The organism is Helicobacter sp. MIT 00-7814 (assembly GCF_003364115.1).
In the GTDB taxonomy this organism is placed as follows: domain Bacteria; phylum Campylobacterota; class Campylobacteria; order Campylobacterales; family Helicobacteraceae; genus Helicobacter_F.
Genome location: NZ_NXLL01000006.1, coordinates 25352 through 43544 on the forward strand (window position 1 = coordinate 25352; position 18193 = coordinate 43544).

The following is an 18193-nucleotide window of genomic DNA, read 5'->3' on the forward strand; positions in this document are numbered from 1 at the left end:
TTCCTCTCCTTTGTGTGTGATTTGTGAGCTTGCTAAATTGCTAAAAGTGCGCCATTATAACAAAAAAGCCACAATTTAATTCCAATTTTTCAATAACTCATCATTTTGATTTGTGTTACGATACAAAAGGCTTGTAGCAATGCTGACAATGGCTTGTGTGGCGCTTTTAATGTCATCATTAATAATGAGATAATCAAAATTTTGCAAATGTTGCATTTCGTTAAACGCCTGCATAAGGCGGAATTCTATCGTTTGCGCGTCATCAGTTTGGCGCTTTTGCAGGCGATTTTTGAGAATCTCCTTATTTTTTGTGGTGATAAACACGGACTTCGCGCTTCCTCCAAAATACTGCTTTATATCCCTATGCCCCTGCACATCGACATCAAAAATCACCAACTTCCCAGAATCTAGCGCATTCATAATAGGCTCTAGCGCCGTGCCATAGTAGTTATTATGCACCTGTGCCCATTCTAAGAACTTCCCCTCTTTGACTTGCGCTAAAAACGCTTCCTTATCCACGAAGTGATAATGCACGCCATCGACTTCACCATCGCGCTTTGGGCGTGTGGTGGTGGAGATAGAGAAATACACATTTGGCATTTTTAGGATTTCATTTGTAAGCGTGCTTTTCCCACAGCCACTAGGACCAGAGATGATTAAAAGCGCGCCATTTACTTGCTGTGGGGGCGTTGTGGTTTTTTTATCAGTCATTATGCTTGTCCTTAAAGCTAATATTTATCGTCACTTCTAAGCCATTTAAAAGCTCTTTAGTCTCGCTACTTTGGATATTTTGCAGGCTTTGAGAGATGGTTTTATTAAGAGAATCGCTAATTTCTTGAAGTGCATTTTGATGAGTTTGTAAATCCTTAGGAAGCGTGATTTCATCAATTTGCATATCTTTAGAATCTGTTTGCGCATTTTCTAAATTTTGCACCTCTGCGCTTTCATCAATCGCTTCGCCCAAAGCTTGACGCACTTCATTTTCGCTTAGAGATTGAAAATCTTGCGTGGATTCTGGCGCAGATTCTATAGACTCTTGGCTAATTTGTGAGGCTTTAGAATCTTCCTCTTTAGCTTCCTTAGATTCTTGCGCTTCTTGTTCATGTGGCGTCTCTTGGCTTTCGCCTAACGCTTCTTTACCTTCCTCTTTACTTTCCTCTTGCGCGCTTTGCATATCCAAATCCCCTAAGCTTTCCAAATCCGCTAAATCATCGTTTTGCTCGTGTGGTTGCTCCTCTTGCGCGGTATTTTCCAAATGTGGCGCAAGCTCATCAGGCAGGGCATCGCTCACCTCTAAATTCTCGTTTTCAAGCGATTGGATTTCTGCTGTGTCCAAATCGCCCAGCGAAGTCGTATCGATTTCAGAAATTTCAGAATCTTGCGCGCTTTGCTCGTCTAAAGATTCTATTTTGCCCTCATCATCAGCTTTGCCCTCATCACTCCCATCACTTATCTCATTTTCATCGGCTTCATTTTCACTTGTTTGGGTGGATTGCGCTTGATTCTCATCTTGTGCGAAAAATGCCTCGTTAGATTCTGCAGATTCTGCCAAGTCGCTAGCTTCTTTGGGATCTTTAGAATCCTCTAGCTCGGCTTTAAGATCATTTAAGCTTGCCATGCCCAAATCCTCGCCTAATTCCAAATCGCCAAACTCATGCGTATCAAGCTCTTTGTTGTCCTCAAGCGCGTCAGTTGGGATTTCCAAATCATCAAGGTTAATATCCTCTAACCCGAGATCCAAAGATTCTAAATTTTCATCTTGCGCGCCTTGTGGCTCTTGCACGCTCTCGTGGCTTTCATCTGCGCCATCACTTTGCGCGCTATCTTGTGGCTGCGCTGTTTTGCTTGGGCTTTCAATCTCATGGAGTAAATCGCTTACTTCACTCAACTGCGCGGAATCTAGCACTTGCGGCGATTGCGCAGGTGCAGAATCTACCTCTTCTAAGTTTTCTAAGTCTAAGTTCTCTTTATCCGAGTTTTCTTGTTGCGCTGTTTCTTGCGTTGCGTTAGTTTCTGGCGCTTCTAAATTATTTTCTAAATGATCTTCCAAGTTGCTTTCTAAATTATTTTCTGGCTCATTTTCTCGCGTGTCTAAACTTATCGCCTCTTGCAAATCCCCCAAATCCTTGTTATCCTCTAAAATATCATCAAGCCCTAAATCCAAATCCTCTAAATTTATTTCATCAGATTCTACGCTCTCTGCGCTTGCTTGCGTGTTTTCCTCTTGTGCGTCCTCTTGTGCTGGCGCAGATTCTAAATCCTTAGAATCTTCTTGTGCGTCCATTGCTTCATTTTGCGCTTCATCTTGCGTTTCTTGTTGCGCCTTATCTTTGCTCTCCTCTTTAGCTTCATCTTGTGCAGAATCTTGCTCGCTTTGTGTCTCTTGCGCGCTTTGCTCATTATCAAGCGTAACTTCATCAAGCCCATCTACATGCGCAAGCAACGCGTCTAAATCCTCCATCGGACTACCTTCATGGCGCTCATCTTCGCTAAAATCAATAGAATCTAAGCTGACTTTTTCTTTCTCATCTTTTTCAGGCGTTTCAGGATCTGGGGTTTGCAATGAGCTAAGCTCGTCCAACTCCTTGTCATCAGGCACTTCTAAATCCAAATCACCTAATAAATCCTGCGTGTCAATTTTTTCGCTTTTCTCCTCGTTATCCTCGCTAGACTCGTGTGATTCTGTGGTTTCGAGGTTGAGCTCTTTTGAAAGCGCGGAAAGATCGCTTAAAGGCTCGCTAGATTCTTGGGATTCTTGAGTTTGCGCGCTAGATTCTTGAGTTTGTGCGCTTTCACTTTCTTGCATCTCTTTATTTGATGTCTCTTGCTCTTGTGGCTCTTGTGGCGTTTGCTCTTGCGCTTCTTGTTTTGGCGCGTTGAAATGCTCTTTTGTCTGCAATTTCGCTATTTCTTGCAAAATAATATCTAGCACATGCGTTGGGATAAAAGGCTTTTTTATATACTCGCTAAAACCACTTGGCATACCATCGCGCTTGGAGTAAATCAAGCACGCGCGACGCCCTTTGATAAGCGCATCAAACTGCTCTTTTTCCAAATTATAGCAATCATCATCAGCGATAATATAGTCATATTGCTCCATATCGCCTACCTGCTTTGCCTCGCTCACGCTGACAAGCTCTACATTCGCCTTCTGTGCGGTAACCTCAACGAGCTTTTGGACTATTTGGTTGGTATTGATGAAGAGTATTTTCATATTTGGCTAACCTTTTTCTTAAAGCATTTTGTGTATTATAGCTAAAGTGCTTTTAATTTTTTAGTAAAAAAGGAACGCAATGTTTGGAAAGTTTTTTAGAGTGGTGATTTTTAGCGCGATTTTTGTATGCGCGCCAAATTTAGCTGTAAATTTTACTAAAAAGGTGGATTCTCAAAACATAGCGCAAGTTAAAAAAATAGCAAGCACCCAAAATAACGAGCAACTTTTTTTCATGCCTTTTGAGCAAAAACAAGCCCTAAATGCGCTACTCTCTAGCTTTAAAAGCGCAAAGCAAAGCATACAAGTTTCAATCTATAGCTTCACAAATAAAGAAATCGCTAAAGCGCTCAAAGACGCGGCTGCACGCGGGGTAAAGGTAGCAATCATTTATGATAAAGACTCAAATGCTAAAAACAAAACCTCTACAATTGGCTATCTAGCAAAATACAAAAATATCTCAGTCTGCCTTTTAGAAGGGCTTGATGCAGGCAAATACAAAGGCATAATGCACCAAAAAATGGCAATTGTGGATTCTAGACTTCTTGTTTTAGGCTCGGCAAATTGGAGCAAAAGCGCGTTTGAATACAATTACGAAACCTTGCTTTTTAGCGACAACACGGAGTTTGTGGCAAAAGCACAGCGCACATTTGCCCTAATGGCGCAAAAATGCCAAATGTTTTGAAGCTAAAATTAAAACCCAAGACATAGAATCTGCCAGAGTTTTTCCACCTCGCTATCTTCCAGCTCAATCGTGCTTGCTTGCTGCAAAAATCTTAAGATTTTTTGCTTATTAAACCTAGCGCCCTGCACGCATTTTGTATGTGCAAATAAAAACGCCCTGCCAAGCGTAATTTCAGAATCTAGCGCCTCTTCGCACACAAAGCATTTATCTTCTTCTCTCAAACGCCCTTCAAAGGACAAAAGCTGCGCATAAGATTCTAAAAGCGCGCGCAGTGGATTTTGTCGCTCAAGCTTTCTTGCACTTTTTTGCAAAAGCTCATAATAAAACGCCTCTATTTCAGAGACTTCATACAAGTGGCGCTCTAAAAGCTGAATAAATTTCTGCCAAATAAACACGCGCTCATATTCCCTCTCCCATGAATGCGCCAAATGCAAAATATTGCGCGCTTGTGGGAGATACACGCCCTCTATTTTTTGCTCGAAGTCGATTTTATAACCAAGTGCGATCGTGCTATGTCGCGCCCCATAGAATCGATAAAAACTGCTAAGGTGCGAAGGTGTGAGAATCTTTAACACCACATCTTCATTTTTAGCTGGAGTGATTTTGAGTATATAGCCCTGCATACGCGCCTTTAAAAAAGTAAGATTTTATAAAAAGTATTTTACAATGCCTAAAATTTATTCTCAAGGTTTGGTATGAAAAATCTTTCAAAGCCCACAAAAAGCCAGATTCCAAAGCAGATTCAAAGTCCATTTCAAAGTCCATTTTTTGAATCTTGCATAAATGCTAGCAAAGAAATTATCACAAAGCTAAATACAAAAGAGCAGGCACTTTTCACCAAAGGCACAAGGGGCAATGGCGGGGATATTAGCATAGGCGCGGATTTGATGAGTGAAGAGATTTTTAAGCGCGCATTTTTGCCTTTATGCAGTATAGATTCTGAAGAAAGTGGCTTTATGCAAGGTGGGAGCAGTGATATTTTGGTGCTTGATCCCCTTGATGGGAGTGACAATTTTCTTTCACATATTCCCTACTATGGCGCATCTTTGGCACTTTGTGATGGAAAAAGAGAAGTCAAAGAAGCAGCGATTATAAATTTTTGCACCCAAACAATGCTTTTTGGTAATTTAGAATCCACTTGGGAAATCCCGCTAAATGCGCCTGAATGCGCACAAAAGATTCTTAAATGTGATACACAATCCCCAAAATGTGGCGTGTTTGAGAAAGCCTACTCAAATCCACTTTTTGCGCTAAAGTTAAAAGAAAATGGCTTAAAATTCCGCTCGCTAGGTGCGAGTGCGCTTTCTCTTAGCCTCGCGCATAAGGTAAAATTTATGCTGTTTTTAGGCACGATTAGGGAATATGATTGCAAGGCGGGATTGTTTTTGTGTAGAGATTTGTATATTTCACATACGCAAGATTCTCTACTTATAAGCAAAGATAAGCAAACTTTTGCTATTATCACGCAGCTTTTAAATCAACAGCAAATTTAAGGCTTTTTAGGGCTTTAGTAAGGATTTGTAATGTCATTTAGCGATTTTTTTAAAACAAAAAAAACTGAGCCACGAGCCCAAAATTCCGATGCGCCATCACATTGGATAAAATGCCCAAGTTGCGGGGCGCTCATGTATTACAAAGAGATTTTTTCACAATCTCATGTCTGCCCCAAATGCAATTACCACTTCAGAATCTCTGCAAGCGAGCGTATCGGACTTTTATGCGATAGTTTCAAAGAGTTTGATAAAGAATTGCGCCCGATTGATCCACTAGAATTTGTCGATAAAAAAAGCTACAAAAAGCGCATTCAAGAAGGCGAGGCAAAAACAGGCAGAGCAAGTTCAGTCATCGCTGGAGAGGCATTTATAAATGGCTTAGGCGTGCAGTTGGTGGTGTTTGATTTTGATTTTATGGGTGGCTCTTTAGGATCAGTTGAGGGCGAAAAAATCGTGCGTGCGATAAATCGCGCCATCACCTCACGCCAACCGCTTATCATCTGCTCTACAAGCGGTGGCGCGCGCATGCAAGAATCCACCTTCTCTCTTATGCAAATGGCAAAAACCTCCGCCGCGCTTAACAAGCTAAGCGAAGCCAAACTTCCTTTTATCTCTGTGCTTTCAGATCCTACATTTGGTGGCGTGAGCGCGAGTTTTGCATTTTTGGGTGATATCATCATCGCGGAGCCGGGTGCGATTATCGGCTTTGCTGGACCGCGTGTGATTAAGCAAACTATTGGCGCGGATTTACCGCAAGGATTCCAAACAGCGGAATTTTTGCTCGAACACGGACTTATTGATATGGTTGTAGAGCGCAAGGATTTGAAAAAAACGCTTTTTGATCTTTGCAAGTTTTTGACGCAAAAAAATGAAGTGCAACCTATATTGTATTAGTCGGGCAGATTCCGAGATTGAAGCGATGGTTAGGGACTTTGGAATGAAAATTCAAGGCTTTGGCGCAAAACTTAGCGTGATTGATATTTTCACGCCTGCCATTGCTAAGGCGCAAAAAATCTCCGCGCAAAAAGCAAGGGAATCTTACACCAACGCGCTAAGCCCATTTATCAAACCCCACGCGCAAAATATCGCCCTGCACCCGCAGGCAAAAATGCTAGATTCTTTTCAATTTGCACAAACTTTTGAAAACAAACAAGAAGTAAATTTTTTTATCGGCGGGGCGTATGGCTTTGAAGAAGCTTTTTTACAAAAGCTTAAAACCCTCTCCTTAAGCCCGCTCACACTTAGTCATAAAATCGCAAAGCTTGTGCTGTGTGAGCAGATTTATCGCGCACTTAGCATTTTGGCAAAGCACCCCTATCATAAGTAGCGTTCATCTTGTTTTAATGGAGGTTTGGAAAGTTTCATGGATTACGCGTTTTTTGAGAATTTGTTGAAAGAAAGAAAGAAAAAGCTTGAGGATTCATTGTTTGAAAAAAATGAGATTTTGCGTGAGTGGAATAATTCGCATTTTAGTGACGATGGTGATGTAGTCGCAGCGAGCGCACATGGGAATAAGACGATTTCCATTATGGAGCTGCAGAAAAAAGAGATACAAGAAATCGAGCATTCCTTAGAAAAAATCAAAAACAAAACCTATGGAATCTGCGAGATGTGCGATGAGGAGATTAGCATCGAGCGTTTAAAAATCAAGCCTCACGCAAAATATTGTATCCAATGTCGCGAATACTTTGAGAAAACTCAGCATTTGCAGGATAAATTTAAGAATCTAAAAACGAAGGGTTCAAACACAAAGGAATTTGATGAAATTTAAATACTACATGGCTTTTAGCGCCATTTTTTGCTTTCTGCTTGGCATTTATGCCTATAGCTTAGATTTGGGAAGTTATAGCTTTATAGTGCCACATTTTCATAATGAAATCACCCTGCCAATCGCGCTGTGGCTGATTTTGCTTATATTTATTTTCTTTATTTGCACGCTGGTGCTTTTTGGCGCGAGCTTTGCGCTTGAGCTTGTGCGCTCTTATCAGACAAAAAGCGATTTTGACAAGCTTTTATCACAGATAAATTCCCAAGCACTCAACAAGCCGATTGAAAACAAAGTCTATAAAAACGCTAATATCGCAAGTATTTCTAAGATTCTCGCGCGCTTTTATCTCAAACCGCGCTTAGATTCTAAGGAATGCTTTGAGCCAAAGATTGACAAACTTTTTGAAGATTATAAAAATGTGATGAGTGGCAAAAATGTGGATTTGAAAGCCTACAGCCTTGATAAGGAAAATAAATTTAGCATACAAAATAACAAAAACAAAATCAAAGAGGATAAAAAATTTGCCTTTAGTGTGCTTACAAAGGCTGAACCAAAGGAGTTAAGGGATTTTGCGATTAAGGAGATTCTCAAACTCGGGGATAAAAAAGAGCTAGAAAAATTATTTTCTTATGAAATCAAGCTAGAGCCTTGCATGAAAGAATCTTTAATCGAAGCTTTTATGCGCGAAAAAGACGCATTTAGCACAGATTTTTTGGCAAAAAGCTTGCAACAAGTGGGCTTTACGCAAAGCGATTATCTCAATCTTGCAAAAAGCGCAAAGGGGATTTTAGAGCCAGATTCTTGGTATAAGCTTTTTGAAAATCTTGCAAATAGCGATGAGAAAGCAGAAATCGCGCTTTTTTATGTCATGCTAGAACTAGAAATGATTGATAAAGTGCGCGAGCGCAGGGCACTGCATGGCAAGGACGAACTGCGCTTTATTGATGCGTATTTGGACTTGCGCGATACCTCAAAGCGTCGCTACGGGCTTGATATCTTTTTTAATCAGTTTAGCTAAAGGAAGCGCGATGCTAGAATCTAAACATTTTTCAGCCCTGCAAAATATCGTAGGCAAGGAAGACTGCCACAATGACAAGGCGCATTTAATCGCGTATTGCTATGACGCTACGCGCGAGCGCTACGAGCCTGATGCGGTGGTGTATCCGCAAGATGAAAAGGAAGTAAGCGCGATTCTCAAATATTGCAATGAACATAAAATCGCCATTATCCCACGCGGTGCGGGAAGTGGCTTTACCGGTGGCGCGCTGCCTGCAAATGGCGGGATAATTTTGGCGATGGAAAAATATTTCAATAAGATTCTAGAAATTGATGAAAAAAACCTTATCGCGCGCGTGCAACCCGGCGTGGTGAATAAACTCTTTCAAAACGAAGTCGAAAAACGCGGGCTTTTCTATCCGCCAGATCCTGCAAGTCAAGACTATAGCACACTTGGGGGCAATGTAAGCGAAAATGCCGGTGGTATGCGCGCTGCAAAATATGGAATCACCAAAGACTATGTAATGGCATTGCGCGCGGTGTTACCAAATGGCGAGATAATCCGCGCGGGCAAAAAGACGATAAAAGATGTCGCAGGCTATAACATAGTAGGTACGCTGATTGCCAGCGAAGGCACGCTAGCGGTGCTTACAGAGCTTACTTTAAAGCTTATTGCCAAGCCAAAATTTAAGCGTTCAGCCATGGGGATTTTTGATAGCATAAATGACGCGATGAATGCGGTGTATAAAAGCATGGCAAGCGGGCTTAGCCCGGTGGCGATGGAGTTTTTGGATAATCTTAGTATCCGTGCGGTGGAGGAGCGATTTCATAAAGGATTGCCTATTAATGCTGGTGCGATACTTATCACGCAGGTTGATGGCGATTTGCCAGAAGTGATTAATTATCAACTAAGCGCGCTAGAATCGAAGTTTAAAGAAAATGGTTGCAAAGAATTTAAAATCGCTCAAAACGAGCAAGAAGAAGAGGACTTGTGGTTTGCACGGCGTAATGTGAGCCAAAGTATCACAATCTATGGCAAAAAAAAGCTAAACGAAGATATCACCGTTCCGCGCGCGCGATTGCCTGAATTGCTTGAAGGAATAGGAAAAGTGAGTGAAAAATATGGCTTTAAGATTCCATGTTTTGGACATACCGGCGATGGCAATGTGCATACAAATGTGATGGTGGCGGATTTGAAAGATTTAGAAAAAGGACATGAGGCGATAACGGAGATTTTTAAGCTCGCAGTGGAGCTGGAAGGCACACTTAGTGGCGAGCATGGCATTGGGCTTTCAAAAGCGCCATTTATGCACCTAGCTTTTAGCGAAGCGGAAATGGAGCTTTTTAGAAGTCTCAAGCGCGCCTTTGATCCAAATAATATTTTAAATCCGGGCAAAATGGGATTATAAAAATCTAAAGGAGATTCTATGAAAAAGCTTGCGATTTTGGCGGTTTTGGTTTGTTCTTTGCTTTTTGGCGATGATTGGGACGATGATTATTGGAAGGAGAGGACTTTTATGAATAAGAAAAATCTTGGATTTGCTCTTTGTGTAAAAACATTTTACAAAGACTTGCCAAGCGAAATAGCAGACGCTTCTAAGGCTTTTAATTCAATCGACTTTACTGACCCAGATGATTTTGAAAGAATTCCTAAATTTATCCATGCTAATATTGATCGCTATATGCCAAACTTCAAACACCCAGAACGCTACCCTGAAAAATGGTATTTTGTAGCTTGTTTGGATATGTATAATTCTGAAGAGTATGAAGATATGATACGAAGGAAGGGCAAATACGCTAAGTGAAAAAAGGAGATTGCATGAAGCATCTTGCATTGCTAGTTTTGCTGGGGGTTTCTATGTGCTTATGTGCGGAGGAATGTTTGGATTATGATGACAAGAGCAGTTCATCATATCTTAGTAGCAAGCAGTTTTCTCAAGATCTAAATTTTGCTAGAGTGCATATGGTAAAGACGATGAAAGACTATGGGTTTGGCGTCTGTCTTAGATATTTTGATTTGGATTCAAGGAAAGAGGATGAAATGAATTATTTTCAGAAACATTTAAGAGATATAGAATCTAGAAAATGGAAAGATGATCGTTGCATCACAACAGATAAAGGAAAAAGGATAAAAGAGGAAGTTGAAAACTATGTCATAGATTATAGGAGAAAATCAGTAGAATCATACAAAAACATCGTAACAGAAGCCCGACTTAAAGAAATGCTAGAAACCCCTCCGCTTTTAGCATGGTGTTTGTCCTTTTATGAATCCAAAGAATACCACGATGAGATAGAGCGCATAGTCAAAAAATACTGCAAGGATTGCAAGTAGCTTTGCAATCCTAAATGAAGCTAAACTAAAGAGATTTGCCTATTTTATCTATTTATAGTCGCTCTTTGAGTAGCTCATTTACACGCGCGGGATTTGCACCTTTGGCACTCTTCATCACTTGCCCGACAAAGAATCCAAAAAGCTTGTCTTTCCCACTTTTGTATTCCGCGACTTTATCAGCATTTGCCGCGATGATGGATTCTATCGCGCTAATAATTGCGCCATCATCATTTACCTGCGCTAGCCCCATAGATTCTATGAGAGAATCCACATCGCCACCTTTTTGCTCCACTAGCACATCTAAAATTTCCTTAGCACTTTTGCCACTTATTTTGCTAGATTCTACACGCAAAACAAGCGTGGCTAAGGTTTTAGAATCTATCCCGCAAGTTTGCAAGGTATTTTCACCCTTTAATCGCCCCAAAAGCTCGTTTGTAAGCCAATTTTGCGCTCCTTTTGCGCTTGCGCCAAATTCTAGCATGCTTTCAAAAAACTGCGTGAGCTCTAGCTGGCTTATTAGCACCTTTGCCTGCGCCTCGCTTAGCCCAAAGTCCGCCACATAGCGCGCGCATTTAGCATCTGGCATTTCTGGAATCTGCCTGCCCTCACTCATCAATGCTTCATCAATAAACACCGGTAACAAATCCGGATCCGGGAAATAGCGATAATCCGCCGCCTCTTCCTTGCCACGCATAGATCGCGTCTCACCTTTTGCAGTGTCAAAAAGGCGCGTTTCCTGCACGACTTCGCGCTCATATTTACCATCTTCCCATGCTTCTATTTGGCGCGCAACTTCGTATTCTATGGCTTTTTGGATAAATTTAAAAGAGTTTAGATTCTTTATCTCCACGCGCGTATAAAGCTTAGTATCGCCTTTTGGGCGGATAGAGACATTCGCATCACAGCGGAAGCTCCCTTCTTGCATATTTGCGTCACTTATTCCCAAAAAGCGCACGATAGAATGCAACTTTTTAAGATACGCCACCGCCTCGCTAGAATCTCGCATATCCGGCTCGCTGACAATCTCAAGCAATGGCGTGCAAGCGCGGTTTAAATCCACTTTTGAGACATTGCCCTCATGGATATTTTTGCCCGCGTCTTCTTCGAGGTGTGCGCGCGTGACGCCGATTGTTTTACTGCCATTTTCTAGCTCGATTTCTATGTTTCCGCGCCCAACGATTGGGATTTCGTATTGGCTGATTTGGTAGGCTTTTGGCAAGTCGGGGTAGAAGTAGTTTTTGCGCGCAAATATGGAGTTTTGGTTGATTTGTGCATCTATCGCGGTGCCAAAAGAGATTGCCTTTTTCACTGCTTCGCGATTGAGCACAGGCAATGCGCCCGGAAGCCCCAAACAAGTTGGGCAGACATTTTTATTTGGCTCATCGCCAAAGCTCGTCGCACAGGAGCAAAAAATCTTAGTGCGCGTGTTTAGCTGTACATGCACTTCTAAGCCAATGATGGTTTCAAACATAGTATTTGCACTCACTTGATATCCTTTAGGTAAGCTTTTAAAGGCGCAAGTATAGCAAAAGCGCCTTAAAATTTAGGAAAAGGAAAAAATCTCAAAAATTTAATAGTAATATATTGTTATAGTAACAATTTTATACTATACTTCGCCCTTACTTTGGAAATATAGAATCTCAACCTAATTAAATTAATAGAGATAACAAAGTTTAAGTATTTTACCTAAGGAGTAAGACAATGAAAAAATTAAGAATGGCACAAGGTGCTGTTATCGCGCTTGCGCTGTTATTTTTAGCTTGTGGTGAGGAAAAGCAACAAGCAGGCGCGAAAGGCGCGTTGCCTGTGGGGACAAAGGTTTTGCAAGCGCAAACTACCGCGCTTAATTTTGAGTATCCAGCAAGATTAAAATCCCCCCAAAGTGTGGAAATTTATGCACGCGTGCAGGGAATCTTGCTTTCAAAAAACTTCAAAGAAGGAGATTTTGTCAAGCAAGGAGATAAGCTCTTTAAAATCGATCCTACGACTTATCAAAACAAAGTCAATAGCGCAAAGGCGCAGTATCAAGCCGCAGAGGCAAATCTCACAAAAACTACGCGCGATTGGAAGCGCACAGAGCGTTTATACAAGCAGGGTGTAATAACGGTGGATACTTATGATTCTTCATTGTATAACTATCAGGCAGCCCTCGCAAATGTCACAAACACAAAGGCAAACCTCGATGATGCGCTTGTGGATTTGGGCTATACAGATGTGGTTGCGAGCATTTCAGGCAGGACAGGAATGCGCCAGCTTGATGTTGGGAATCTCGTGGGGCAAGGAAATAACAATGTCCTTACAACCGTAACCCAGCTAAGCCCCATTTATGCGGAATTTGCAATCCCTAGCACAGATTTTTATTACATTAGAGATTTGAATAATGCAAATGTAAGCGTGGAGGTTGTGACAGGAAATGGCAAGGTGCATGAGGAAATCGGAAAGCTTGATTTTATCGATAGCGTGCTAGATTCTCAAACGCTTTCAGTCAAAGCGCGCGCGATTGTAGGAAATGATAAATTTAAACTTCTGCCAAATGAGCTTGTGCGTGTGAATCTCAAAGGTTTTGAAGCCAAAGATTCTATCGCAATTCCACAAAGTGCGCTTTTGCAAGACAAGGAAGGAAGCTTTGTGTATCTCTATGACAATGGCAAAGTAAAAAAGCAAAGCGTAATTTTAGGCAAGCTTCTTAGGAATGCTGAAATCCTAATCCCTAGTGGCTTGAAAAGTGGCGATATCATCATCACAACAAACTTAAGCAAAATCCGCCCCGGAATGGATGTAACTCAATTACCTTCTCAACCTTCCCAGCCTAGCCAAGCTCTATAAGGAGGGCGATTATGATCTCACGATTTTTTATCAATCGCCCTGTGTTTGCGATGGTGGTTTCTATCATCATCACAATTGTTGGTGCTATCTCGATTTTCACCCTGCCAGTAGAGGAATATCCGCAAGTCACGCCTGTTGAAGTGATGGTAAGCGCAAACTATAATGGCGCAGACGCAGAAACCGTCGCAAACACCGTGGCAAACGTGCTAGAAAATAGCATTAATGGTGTGGAAGGAATGATTTATATCAAATCAAGCTCAAGCTCAAGCGGTAGCGTGATGATAAGCGTTTCTTTTAGCAATGACACAAACCCAGATATGGCAACGGTGAATGTCAATAACCGCGTGCAGGGCGTGCTTGCGACACTTCCTACAGAAGTGCAGCGCACAGGTGTTACCGTGCGTAAGCGTAGCTCTACAATTTTGGGCGTTTATACGCTGTATTCGGATAATCCAAACCATGATGCGATTTTCATCGCAAACTATGCGTCGATAAATATCGTTGATGATTTAAAGAGAATCCCCGGCGTTGGAGATGTGAGCTCGTTTGGCTCAAATGACTATTCTATGCGTGTTTGGCTTGATTTGGATAAATTATCACAAAACAACCTTACCCCAGCAGAAATTACAAAGGTTATCCAAGAGCAAAACGCGCAATTTGCAGTGGGGAGCTTTGGTAAAGAGCCGGTGCGTAAGGAAGTCGCCTTTACTTATTCCGCGACTACGCAAGGGCGCTTTATCAAGCCTGAAGAGTTTGGAAATATTATTGTGCGCTCAAACCCCGATGGCTCGGCACTGCGTTTGAAAGATATTGCAAGAGTTGAGCTAGGCGGGGCAGATTATAGTGTGAATGCCTCTTTTAATGGCAAAACCTCAAGTGCTTTTGGAATCTTCGCTCAACCCGGCGCAAATGCGCTAGAAGTTTCCACCGCAGTGGAAAAGAAAATGATCGAGCTAAGCAAGAGATTCCCAGAAGGGCTACATTTTGCAAAGGCGTATGATCCAACGGAGTTTATTTCAATCTCTGTCAAAGAAGTGATAAAAACTTTCATCGAAGCTATCGTGCTTGTGGTGGTTATCATCTACTTTTTCTTGCAAAATTTCCGCGCGACACTTATCCCAGTCATTGCAATTCCTGTCTCAATCATTGGTGCGTTTGGGGGTATGTATTTGCTAGGATTCTCAATCAACCTTCTTTCGCTCTTTGGGCTTATTTTAGCAATTGGGATTGTGGTAGATGATGCCATTATCGTGGTGGAAAATGTGGAGAGAATCTTACATGAAAAAAAGGTAAGTGTGAAAGAAGCCACAATTGAAGCGATGAATGAGATACAAAGTCCATTGATTGCCATTGTGCTTGTGCTTAGCTCGGTGTTTATCCCTGTGGCGTTTATCGGGGGCTTTAGCGGGGAGATTTACAAGCAGTTTGCTGTGACGATTGTTATTTCTGTGGTGATTTCAGGCTTTGTCGCGCTTACGCTCACGCCAGCACTTTGCGTATCGATTCTCAAGGCAAAAGAGCCAAAGCCGTTTTTTCTTGTGAGGAAATTTAATGAAATTTTTGATTGGCTAAGCTACCACTTCACGCAAAATGTCGCAAAGTCAATCAAGCGTGGTGTGTGGTATTTGCTCGTATTTGCAGCGATTTTAATCGCAACTTTTGAATTATTAGTCAAACTTCCAACCGGACTTGTGCCTTCAGAGGATAAAGGCTCGCTTATGGGATTCTTGCAGCTTCCGCCTGCAAGCGCACTTTCACGCACCACAGATGTGGGAATGCAAGCGGTGGATTTGATTAGAAGCAATCCAAATGTTGAAACCATTATGCTAATCGCGGGCTATGATATGCTTTCTTCCGCACAGCGCACAAGTAGCGCGGTAATGTTTACAAAGCTTAAGGATTGGAGTGAGCGCAAGGGCGAGGCAAATAGTTCTTTTACAACCGCTGGAATGCTCACAGGCGCGCTTAATGCAAAGCTTGATGCGATAGGCTTTGTGCTAAATCCCCCAGCGATTATGGGATTATCGCTTACAGGGGGCTTTGAAGCGTATTTGCAAGATCGCACAGGCGGAAGCATACAGGATTTGGAGAAATACGCGCATTTGCTTGTTTCTGAATTAGTCAAGCGCCCAGAAATCTCTATGGCGCGCACATTGCTTGATGCAAATATCCCGCAATACCGCATAACACTTGATAGAGACAAGGCAAAGGCGCTTAATGTCAATGTCGATGATGTGTTTTCCACAATGCAAAGCACTTTTGGGAATTACTACGCAAATGACTTTAACCTCTATGGGCGCACTTATAAAGTGTATGTACAGGCGGAGAGCAATTTTAGAGAATCCCCAGAGGATTTAAGTCAAGTTTTTGTGAAGTCTTCAAATGGCGCGCTTGTGCCGATTAGCTCGCTTGTAAGTTTTGAGCGCATTGTGGGCGTTGATGTGATAGATAGGTTTAATCTTTTCACCGGCGCAAAGCTCATGGGTGATCCAAAGCCCGGGTTTTCTAGCGGTGATGCGCTCAAAGCCCTAGAGGAAGTGGCGCAAGAGGTTTTACCTGAAGGCTACACGATAGCCTATACCGGCACTTCTTATCAAGAGAAAAACGCGAGTGGCACAGGCACGCTCGCGTTTGTCTTTGGACTTGTGTTTGTGTTCCTTATCTTAAGTGCGCAGTATGAGCGATGGCTTATGCCGCTAGCGGTGCTTACAGCGGTGCCTTTTGCGGTATTTGGTGCAGCGCTAGCGACTTATCTGCGGGGGTTAAGCAATGATATTTATTTCCAAGTTGGGCTTGTGACGCTTATCGCGCTTGCAGCGAAAAACGCTATTTTGATTGTGGAATTTGCCGTGCATATACGCGAAAATGAAGGCAAAACCATTGCGGAAGCCGCCATCAAAGCAGCGCGCTTGAGATTCCGTCCTATTGTGATGACTTCGCTTGCCTTTAGTATCGGTGTGTTGCCACTTGCGCTTAGTAGCGGTGCAGGCGCGGCTAGTAGGCATGCTATCGGCACGGGTGTGATTGGTGGAATGCTCGCAGCGACCTTTATTGCGACATTCTTTATCCCGCTCTTTTGGAGCTATTTCGCGCGCCTAAGCGAATGGATCAAGCACAAAAGACACAAATAAATCTTCAAAATGATACAAGCGGGATTGTTCCCGCTTAATCGCCACTTCCGTAATCTCTTGCACTTTTATTTTTAAGAATCAATTTTAAAAACTTGTATTTAATTTCATTTTTAGATATAATAATTTTTAATTATTAATTGAATTTGTGCCTATTTTAAGCGAAATTTAAGTTTTTTTTTTTTTTATAATATGAAAATTATTTTGGAATCCAACCAAAAAGGATATATTTTGCGCGAAACAACCACCTACAAAAAAGCCTGTGTAATTTTTCTCATGCTTTTAGCCTTTAGCTTTGCGGATTCTCAAATTTCTCAAGAATCTTCCACGCGAGATTTGGCGCAAACTTTTGCTAACACGCCCGCCACAGCGCAGATTCTTAGCATTGATGAAGCCATTGCACGCAGTGTGAAGCATTATCCGCTACATAAAAACAAAGCCCTGTTGGAGCAAGCCCTAAGCCTAAATCTTTCTAAGCTCAACCTTTCCTACGCGCCGCATTTGCGCCTAAGCGGCAAGGCGACTTATCAAAGCGATGTTACGCGCTTCCCCGGGCAAATCGCAGAGCTCGCCGAGGCAAATGGCTTCAAAGGCTTGCCACGCGATCAGTATCAAATAATGCTAGAGATTTCCCAGCCGCTCATAGATTCTGGCATTACGCGCGCAAACAAAAAAATGACGCGCGCAAGCTACAATAGCGCGCAAGCAAGCCTTGAAACGGAACTTTATCGCGTGCGAGAATCTGTGATAAATGCGTATTTCAACGCGCTTTTATCACAAGAACAGATAAAGCAAGCAGACAATCACCTAAGCGAGCTTGAAAAAAACCGCCAAAGTGCGCTTTCTCGCTACCAAAATGGCGTGCTTTTGCAAAGTGATGTGGATAAAATCGATATGGAGATTTTAAAAGCTAAGCGCGACAAAGAGTATTTGCAAGCGCAAAATCTCATCGCGCTTCACACACTAAGCGCGCTTAGTGGGTTAGATTCTAGCTCTAATGGCGATGCAGATTCCAAACAAAATGCAGAATCTAATAATTTTGAAAATCCTCACTCAAACGCCCTTTTGCTCCAAATGCCCCAAATCCCGCACGATGTGCGAAAATACTTGTTAGAAATTGCTAATATCCCAAACGCTCAAAGCATTATAGAATCTCAAAATGCAAAAGAGCTAAGTCGCGCTATTGATGCAAATCTGCAAAATTTTGACTTCTCCTTGCGCCCAGAAATGCGCTATTTTCTACATAAAAATAGTGAGATACAAGCCCAACAATCGCTAGAACTCACAAAAAGCCTACCTTATATTGATCTTTTCGCGCAAGGTGGCTACGCAAATCCGAGCCTAAATATCCTAGAAAACAAATTTAAGCCCTACTATATCGCCGGCGTGCGGATAAATTGGGATTTTAGCAACCTCTATTCTAAGCGCCAGCAAAATCAAATCTATCGCGCACAGGAACTACAGCTAAAAGCCCAAAGGGATGAATTTCTACTAAATGCCCGCATCAAGCTCTCCAGCGAGATAAAAAGTGCAAGTGCGCTGCACGCGCAAATGCAAGAAAGCCAAAAAATCATCAACTTGCAAGAAAAGATTCTAGCAAGCTCCAAATCGCGCTTCCAAAATGGCACTTTGAGCGCTAATGACTTGCTGACAGACATAAATAAGCTAAATGCATTGCAACTTGAATACAATTACCAAAGAATCGAGCTTATCATGCAAATCTATAAAATCAAACAATCACTCAACCTTTAGAA

At 42.1% G+C, this 18193-nt stretch carries 16 protein-coding genes; 12 read left to right on the forward strand and 4 right to left on the reverse strand.

Annotated features, from left to right (window positions below):
• Positions 1-75: 75 nt before the first annotated feature.
• Positions 76-711: a guanylate kinase gene (gene gmk, locus CQA49_RS02860; RefSeq protein ID WP_115574461.1), complete on the reverse strand. Its 636-nt coding sequence runs from the start codon at positions 709-711 to the stop codon at positions 76-78.
• Complete coding sequence (locus CQA49_RS02865) at positions 704-3214, reverse strand: hypothetical protein (RefSeq protein WP_115574462.1); 2511 nt, start codon at positions 3212-3214, stop codon at positions 704-706. Before CQA49_RS02865 ends, gmk begins: the two co-directional genes overlap by 8 nt.
• 79 nt (positions 3215-3293) lie before the next feature.
• Between CQA49_RS02865 and CQA49_RS02870 the strand changes: the two genes are divergently transcribed.
• Positions 3294-3896 carry a phospholipase D-like domain-containing protein gene (locus CQA49_RS02870; RefSeq protein WP_115574463.1) on the forward strand — a complete coding sequence of 201 codons (603 nt, stop codon included), beginning with the start codon at positions 3294-3296 and terminating at the stop codon, positions 3894-3896.
• An 8-nt stretch (positions 3897-3904) separates the two neighbouring features.
• Here CQA49_RS02870 and recO read toward each other — a convergent pair whose 3' ends face one another.
• Entirely contained in the window at positions 3905-4519 is a 615-nt protein-coding gene (gene recO, locus CQA49_RS02875) for a recombination protein RecO (protein WP_115574464.1), read from the reverse strand.
• Between the two features lie 72 nt (positions 4520-4591).
• Here recO and CQA49_RS02880 point away from each other — a divergent pair, with 72 nt between their 5' ends.
• Genes CQA49_RS02880 through CQA49_RS02915 form a run of 8 tightly spaced genes read left to right on the forward strand, consistent with a single transcriptional unit; the run spans position 4592 to position 10485 of the window.
• Entirely contained in the window at positions 4592-5389 is a 798-nt protein-coding gene (locus CQA49_RS02880; RefSeq protein ID WP_115574465.1) for an inositol monophosphatase family protein, read from the forward strand.
• A gap of 30 nt (positions 5390-5419) precedes the next feature.
• Positions 5420-6283, forward strand: a complete 864-nt coding sequence (accD, locus tag CQA49_RS02885) for an acetyl-CoA carboxylase, carboxyltransferase subunit beta (protein WP_115574466.1) — start codon at positions 5420-5422, stop codon at positions 6281-6283.
• A gap of 25 nt (positions 6284-6308) precedes the next feature.
• Complete coding sequence (locus CQA49_RS02890) at positions 6309-6716, forward strand: 23S rRNA (pseudouridine(1915)-N(3))-methyltransferase RlmH (protein WP_258864168.1); 408 nt, start codon at positions 6309-6311, stop codon at positions 6714-6716.
• 36 nt (positions 6717-6752) lie between these two features.
• Positions 6753-7160, forward strand: coding sequence for an RNA polymerase-binding protein DksA (gene dksA / locus CQA49_RS02895; protein ID WP_115574468.1), 408 nt, complete (start codon positions 6753-6755; stop codon positions 7158-7160).
• The gene (locus tag CQA49_RS02900) at positions 7150-8175 is read left to right on the forward strand and encodes a hypothetical protein (RefSeq protein WP_115574469.1); all 1026 of its coding nucleotides are present in this window, start codon (positions 7150-7152) and stop codon (positions 8173-8175) included. The genes dksA and CQA49_RS02900 overlap by 11 nt, the downstream gene beginning before the upstream one ends.
• 10 nt (positions 8176-8185) lie before the next feature.
• A complete protein-coding gene (locus CQA49_RS02905; protein ID WP_115574470.1) occupies positions 8186-9562 on the forward strand; it encodes an FAD-linked oxidase C-terminal domain-containing protein in 1377 nt (458 codons plus the stop codon).
• Between the two features lie 18 nt (positions 9563-9580).
• Positions 9581-9958 carry a hypothetical protein gene (locus tag CQA49_RS02910; RefSeq protein ID WP_115574471.1) on the forward strand — a complete coding sequence of 126 codons (378 nt, stop codon included), beginning with the start codon at positions 9581-9583 and terminating at the stop codon, positions 9956-9958.
• Between the two features lie 14 nt (positions 9959-9972).
• On the forward strand, positions 9973-10485 hold the full coding sequence (locus tag CQA49_RS02915) for a hypothetical protein (RefSeq protein ID WP_115574472.1): 513 nt from the start codon (positions 9973-9975) through the stop codon (positions 10483-10485).
• 52 nt (positions 10486-10537) lie between these two features.
• On the opposite strand, the gene gatB is transcribed toward CQA49_RS02915, so the two are convergent.
• Positions 10538-11956: an Asp-tRNA(Asn)/Glu-tRNA(Gln) amidotransferase subunit GatB gene (gene gatB / locus CQA49_RS02920; RefSeq protein ID WP_115574514.1), complete on the reverse strand. Its 1419-nt coding sequence runs from the start codon at positions 11954-11956 to the stop codon at positions 10538-10540.
• 230 nt (positions 11957-12186) lie between these two features.
• Between gatB and CQA49_RS02925 the strand changes: the two genes are divergently transcribed.
• From CQA49_RS02925 to CQA49_RS02935, 3 genes are all read left to right on the forward strand, one after another.
• Positions 12187-13311 (forward strand): efflux RND transporter periplasmic adaptor subunit, encoded by a 1125-nt coding sequence (locus CQA49_RS02925; protein WP_115574473.1) that lies wholly within the window; start codon positions 12187-12189, stop codon positions 13309-13311.
• Between the two features lie 11 nt (positions 13312-13322).
• Positions 13323-16442 carry an efflux RND transporter permease subunit gene (locus CQA49_RS02930; protein WP_181882592.1) on the forward strand — a complete coding sequence of 1040 codons (3120 nt, stop codon included), beginning with the start codon at positions 13323-13325 and terminating at the stop codon, positions 16440-16442.
• A 228-nt stretch (positions 16443-16670) separates the two neighbouring features.
• Entirely contained in the window at positions 16671-18191 is a 1521-nt protein-coding gene (locus CQA49_RS02935) for a TolC family protein (RefSeq protein WP_181882593.1), read from the forward strand.
• Positions 18192-18193 lie beyond the last annotated feature (2 nt).

Excerpts from the sequence above, each read along its gene's own strand:
- CQA49_RS02915 (WP_115574472.1), top strand. The coding sequence starts at position 9,973 with ATGAAGCATCTTGCATTGCTAGTTTTGCTGGGGGTTTCTATGTGCTTA.
- accD (WP_115574466.1), top strand. The coding sequence starts at position 5,420 with ATGTCATTTAGCGATTTTTTTAAAACAAAAAAAACTGAGCCACGAGCC.
- CQA49_RS02930 (WP_181882592.1), top strand. The coding sequence starts at position 13,323 with ATGATCTCACGATTTTTTATCAATCGCCCTGTGTTTGCGATGGTGGTT.
- CQA49_RS02900 (WP_115574469.1), top strand. The coding sequence starts at position 7,150 with ATGAAATTTAAATACTACATGGCTTTTAGCGCCATTTTTTGCTTTCTG.
- CQA49_RS02880 (WP_115574465.1), top strand. The coding sequence starts at position 4,592 with ATGAAAAATCTTTCAAAGCCCACAAAAAGCCAGATTCCAAAGCAGATT.
- CQA49_RS02905 (WP_115574470.1), top strand. The coding sequence starts at position 8,186 with ATGCTAGAATCTAAACATTTTTCAGCCCTGCAAAATATCGTAGGCAAG.
- CQA49_RS02865 (WP_115574462.1), bottom strand. The coding sequence starts at position 3,214 with ATGAAAATACTCTTCATCAATACCAACCAAATAGTCCAAAAGCTCGTT.
- CQA49_RS02890 (WP_258864168.1), top strand. The coding sequence starts at position 6,309 with ATGGTTAGGGACTTTGGAATGAAAATTCAAGGCTTTGGCGCAAAACTT.
- CQA49_RS02870 (WP_115574463.1), top strand. The coding sequence starts at position 3,294 with ATGTTTGGAAAGTTTTTTAGAGTGGTGATTTTTAGCGCGATTTTTGTA.
- gmk (WP_115574461.1), bottom strand. The coding sequence starts at position 711 with ATGACTGATAAAAAAACCACAACGCCCCCACAGCAAGTAAATGGCGCG.
- gatB (WP_115574514.1), bottom strand. The coding sequence starts at position 11,956 with ATGTTTGAAACCATCATTGGCTTAGAAGTGCATGTACAGCTAAACACG.
- recO (WP_115574464.1), bottom strand. The coding sequence starts at position 4,519 with ATGCAGGGCTATATACTCAAAATCACTCCAGCTAAAAATGAAGATGTG.
- dksA (WP_115574468.1), top strand. The coding sequence starts at position 6,753 with ATGGATTACGCGTTTTTTGAGAATTTGTTGAAAGAAAGAAAGAAAAAG.
- CQA49_RS02910 (WP_115574471.1), top strand. The coding sequence starts at position 9,581 with ATGAAAAAGCTTGCGATTTTGGCGGTTTTGGTTTGTTCTTTGCTTTTT.
- CQA49_RS02925 (WP_115574473.1), top strand. The coding sequence starts at position 12,187 with ATGAAAAAATTAAGAATGGCACAAGGTGCTGTTATCGCGCTTGCGCTG.